Genomic DNA, 4,519 nt, shown 5'->3' with positions numbered 1-4,519 from the left:
GCTCCTCAACCCTAACCGCGACCACCGACACACACGGTTCGAGCCCGAGTGAGCGATGTCAGGACCGTGGCGTATCGGCCAGCAGCGCCTTGACGATGACGCCGACGCCCGCTGCGTTGGGGTGGTCACCATCGGGCGCCAGCACATCCGTGGGGTCGCCGTCCTGGATGGGCGTGTAGAGGTCGACGCACGTCGCGTGATGAGCCGTGGCCGTCGCGCAGATGGCGCCGTTGGCCGCGGTGGTGATGTCCTGGCTCCAGTCGATCTGTGCCTGACCGCCGGACGCCCGGGCGACGGCGCCATCGGTGAAGACGTTCCAGTAGTTCGTCACGAGGACCGTGGCCGGCGGACCGGATCGCAGCGACCGGATCAGGGTCAGGATCTGGTCGAGCCGGCCGCCCATCTGGGCCACTGCCGGGTCGTAGCATGTGTCGTCACAGCTCGACGCCTGCCATTGGGACCATTGCGGGCCAAGGTCATTGGCTCCGATCGTCACGAGCACCACGTCGGCGCTGCGCACCGCCGCCCGGTAGGTGTTGTCGTGCTGCAGGTGGTCGAGCAGGTCGCTCGTCGTGTCACCCGGCACGCCGAGGTTGTCCCCCTTCACCGCTCGTCCGTCCCGCTGCTGGAGGGCCGCAGCGTACTCCGCCACGATCCCCGCACAGTTGCAGTTGGTGCCCGACATGACCGAGTCGCCGACCCCCACGACCTTCAGCGGCGCAGCCGGAGTCGACGTGGTCGCCGGAGCAGGCGACGGGCCAGTCGCCGAGGTATCCCCCGTGGACGACGGAGTCGGCGACACGCTCGACGCGGCGGGACCCTTCTCGGCTGCATGCGTCGGAGCGCCGGGGGTGGACGACGCGCTGAGCCAGATGAGCGCGGCCGCCGATGGCAGGAGCAACACCGGCAGGAGGATGCGCAGGAGGACGGGCCAGTGGCGCATCAACTTGCCACCGCGGAGACTCGACCCAACACCTGTGGCACGGGGGCACGGTAACCGGCACTCCTGAACGTTCTCGGGCTGCGCGCTGGGGGCCCGCCATCACCCCGACCCGCCGAGGTCGACGTGGAATGCCTCGTAGACGAGCTGGGCGCCCAGCTGCCGGTGCCGCACCAGCTGCCCCACCAGCTCGCCGACCTCCTCGCGGAACACCGGCAGGTCCGCCACGGTGCCGCCGTGCTCGAGGACCAGGAGGTAGGCCGCGATCGCGTCCCGGTAGCGCACGTGCTCGCCCGTGAGGCGCTCCACCGCCGAGGACAGGCGGGGGTCGCCCGACCGGACGTTGTCATAGAGACCCCCGGGCGACTCGGTGAGTGCGATGTGCGCCTCGAAGTCGTGCGACAGCTCCGCGAGCGCGGCGCGGACACGTTCGCGCCAGGCGCCGCCTCGCGTCACCGGGGCCGCGAGGGCCCCGTCGACGGCAGCGACCGAGTCACGCAGCTCCGAGCGGTGGGCCCTGACCTTCTCGAGGTATGCCGCGAATGCCGAGTCCATGCCAGCCTCCAGTGCTTCCCTCCATGCTGAGGGACGGCCGGGGAGACGGCAAGACGAAGCCCCCAGCCCAGCGACCCAGCCCAGCGACCCAGCCCAGGGACCCAGCCCAACGCCCCAGCGCTGCGCCCGAGCCCAGCGCCGGGACCTGCTGTCAGTCCGCCGCCGTGTAGACGACGACGCTGTACGGCCCGACGTCGACCGTTGCGGAGGCCGGGAACTCCCCCATCGGCTCCTCGTCCGCGTCGATGTCCGCCGACTGGTGGTCCCCGAAGAGGGCCGAGTACGTGCGGGCGTCACTGTTGAAGCGCAACCGCCAGTGAGCGGCATACGGCATCGCGATGCGCCCGACTGCGGGCGTCGCGGCGAAGTTGGCCACGACGACGACGTCGCCACCTTCGTCCGTGCTCCGGGAGAAGGCCAGCACGTTGTCCTCGTCGTCGACGTCGAGCAGGCGGGTGTGCGGCCCGACGAGCCCCGACGCGTCACCGTCGAGGTTGCGGCGCAGCCGCACCAGGTCGCGGACCATGCGCACGACGTCGCGGAAGGCCCGGGCCCGGTCCCAGTCGAGGGGCACCGTGTCGCGGAACCACTCGTCCTCGAGGAACTCTTGGCCCTGGAACAGCATCGGGATGCCGGGGCTCGTGAGGGCGACGGCCATGCCGAGGGTGGCCCGCTTTTGTGCGGCCCAACCCGTCGGGTCCTCGGGGTCGACCTCCTGCGGCATGCGCGCCTTGCCGTTCGCGACCTCGTCGTGCGACTCGGTGTAGACGACGCGGGTCCACGGGTCCCCCACGCCGGCGACCGCACCGGCCACCTCGGCCATCGAGCGCTCGCCGTCCTCCGGCGTCACCAGGGCGGCGCGCACCGGGTGGACGAAGCCGGCGTCCCACTGTGCATGGAAGCCGGCCCCACCCGGAGTCGGCTCGGTGAGGGCGGGGTCGCCCTGCAGGTCCTCGGCGATGAGGATCGCCCGCGGGTGGCTCGCCCGGACCTCGTCGGTGATCCACTGGAGCAGCCCCCACCCGTCGGGCAGGTCCGTCGTGTGACCGTTCGTGCTGCGGATGTGGACGGTCGAGTCGAAGCGCAGCCCGTCGACGTGGTACTCGTCGAGCCACATGCGCGCGTTGTCGAGGATGAACCGCCGCACCTCCTCACGCCCGTAGTCGGGGCGGGTGTCGCCCCATGGCGTCGCGGACCGGTCGTCCTGGTAGAAGTAGATGCCACCCTTGTCGTCCTCGCCCCAGCCGTCGAAGCGCCACAGGTCGAGGTCGGAGGGGCCGAAGTGGTTGTAGACCACGTCGACGATGACGGCGATCCCGTGCCGGTGCGCCTCACGGACGAAGTTCTTCAGCCCGTCGGGTCCGCCATAGCCCGACTCGACGGCGAAGACGTGCGCCGGGTTGTAGCCCCACGAGTAGTCCCCGGCGAACTCCATGACCGGCATGAGCTCGATCGCGTTGATGCCCAGAGTCTGGAGGTAGCCGAGGCGGCTGGCGACGTCCTTCAGACCGCCGGGGTCGCCCTGCTTCGCCACGAACGACCCGATGTGGGTCTCGTAGACGACGAGCTCGTTGTGCGGTGGGCACTCGAATGAATCGCTTTGCCAGTCATAGGCGTTCGGGTCATAGATGATGCCGTTGCCGACCGAGTTCGTGACCGCCCGCGCATAGGGGTCGATCCGATGCAGCTCGTCGTCCCCTGACGTGATGAGGTACTGGTACTCCTGCCCGGCCTGCGCGCCCGGCACGTCGCCGTACCAGTAGCCGTTGCCCTCGCTCTCGAGCCGGTCGGCGCTGGCGGCCCAGTCGTTGAAGTCGCCGGTGACGGCCACGGCGTCGGCGTGCGGGGCCCAGACGCGGAACGCGACGCCGCCGCCGTGCGGCATCGCCCCCATCCCGCTCAGACGGTTCCCGCCCGGATGGTTCCCGCTCGGACGGTTCCCGCTCGGATGGTCTTCGGACATGGGGTCTCCCGGAGGTCGAGCGAGGCCGCGCCGAACGGCGGGGGTGGGCTCGATCCTAGGACCGGGTCGGCGGGGGCGACGACGGCCCGCCCGACGGAGGGAGCGTAACCGTCGGGGCGGGCCGGGCGACCGGTCGCGGGGCGTGGCTGTACGGGGAACCGTCGTCCGCGGGATGGGTGACCAGCCACACCCCGGTGAGGATGACGAAAACGACGAAGACCAAGCCGGCCCGACCACCGCGCCAACCTCGCGTCATGGGGCCCTCCCGGCTCCGCCGTCACCTCGTTGTCAGTGTCCTGCTTCGGTGCTTCGACGCTAGGTCGCGAGTCTGGGAACGCTGCGGGCGTGACCTCTGGATGTCCTGTGAAAGTCCCGCCGGATATCGCGGGGACTCCCGCCGGATCTCGCGGGGACTGGCGCGCGCGCGAGCCGGTTGCCGGCGCGCGACGAGCCTCACGTGTCGGCCGGCCCGCGGCCGGGTAATGCCACGGACGAAGTTCGTGACTGACGAGAGACCGACCAGAGACTGACCTGAGCCTGACCCCCAAGGAGGCCCCGATGAGACTGCGCAGCATCCCGCTCCGGCTGGCGACCGGCGCCTACATCTTCCAGAGCGGCTGGAGCAAGCGTGAGGCGGACGAGGGCACGGCCGCAGCCCTGCACGGCATGGCCGCCAACGCGTACCCGTCGCTGAAGAGCCTGTCGCCCAAGGACTTCATCCGGATGCTGTCGATGGGCGAGATGGCCGTCGGCACCGCGCTGCTCACGCCGTTCGTCCCCCGCTCGCTGGCCGGCCTCGCCCTGACCGGCTTCGGCGGCTCCCTCCTCGGCCTGTACGCCAAGACCCCCGGCCTGCGCCAGCCCGGCAGCATCCTGCCCAGCCAGGAGGGCACCCCGATCGCCAAGGACGTCTGGCTCGTCGGCGCCGGCCTCAGCCTGCTGATCGACGCGCTGACCGACCGCGGCTGACCTTCCGCGTCGCGCGTCGTTCCCGCTCGCCGGGAGGTGACGCGTCGCACGAGCGCACGGCGACGGTATGCCGCTGAGCCGGCTCAGCGGCA

At 71.0% G+C, this 4,519-nt stretch carries 4 protein-coding genes; 1 reads left to right on the top strand and 3 read right to left on the bottom strand.

Annotated elements, in window-relative coordinates; all coding sequences use genetic code 11:
• Nucleotides 1-58: 58 nt before the first annotated feature.
• The 3 genes from N864_RS19540 to N864_RS19530 all read right to left on the bottom strand — a co-directional run bounded on the left by N864_RS19540 (nucleotide 59) and on the right by N864_RS19530 (nucleotide 3,458).
• The gene (locus N864_RS19540) at nucleotides 59-943 is read right to left on the bottom strand and encodes an SGNH/GDSL hydrolase family protein (RefSeq protein ID WP_051518827.1); all 885 of its coding nucleotides are present in this window, start codon (nucleotides 941-943) and stop codon (nucleotides 59-61) included.
• Nucleotides 944-1,042: 99 nt separating this feature from the next.
• The gene (locus N864_RS19535) at nucleotides 1,043-1,495 is read right to left on the bottom strand and encodes a hypothetical protein (RefSeq protein ID WP_034721252.1); all 453 of its coding nucleotides are present in this window, start codon (nucleotides 1,493-1,495) and stop codon (nucleotides 1,043-1,045) included.
• A 151-nt stretch (nucleotides 1,496-1,646) separates the two neighbouring features.
• Complete coding sequence (locus tag N864_RS19530; protein WP_034721249.1) at nucleotides 1,647-3,458, bottom strand: alpha-amylase family glycosyl hydrolase; 1,812 nt, start codon at nucleotides 3,456-3,458, stop codon at nucleotides 1,647-1,649.
• A gap of 558 nt (nucleotides 3,459-4,016) precedes the next feature.
• Here N864_RS19530 and N864_RS19525 point away from each other — a divergent pair.
• Entirely contained in the window at nucleotides 4,017-4,427 is a 411-nt protein-coding gene (locus tag N864_RS19525; protein WP_034721246.1) for a hypothetical protein, read from the top strand.
• Nucleotides 4,428-4,519 lie beyond the last annotated feature (92 nt).

Origin of the sequence: Intrasporangium chromatireducens Q5-1, from assembly GCF_000576575.1 — a bacterium.
Classification (GTDB): domain Bacteria; phylum Actinomycetota; class Actinomycetes; order Actinomycetales; family Dermatophilaceae; genus Intrasporangium_A; species Intrasporangium_A chromatireducens.
Note: the sequence above shows the minus strand (reverse complement) of the source record. Positions and strands in the feature narration are given on the sequence as shown.

Bases quoted from the DNA above. Each gene is read 5' to 3' on its own strand.
- N864_RS19540 (WP_051518827.1), bottom strand. From the start codon at position 943: ATGCGCCACTGGCCCGTCCTCCTGCGCATCCTCCTGCCGGTGTTGCTC.
- N864_RS19535 (WP_034721252.1), bottom strand. From the start codon at position 1,495: ATGGACTCGGCATTCGCGGCATACCTCGAGAAGGTCAGGGCCCACCGC.
- N864_RS19530 (WP_034721249.1), bottom strand. From the start codon at position 3,458: ATGTCCGAAGACCATCCGAGCGGGAACCGTCCGAGCGGGAACCATCCG.
- N864_RS19525 (WP_034721246.1), top strand. From the start codon at position 4,017: ATGAGACTGCGCAGCATCCCGCTCCGGCTGGCGACCGGCGCCTACATC.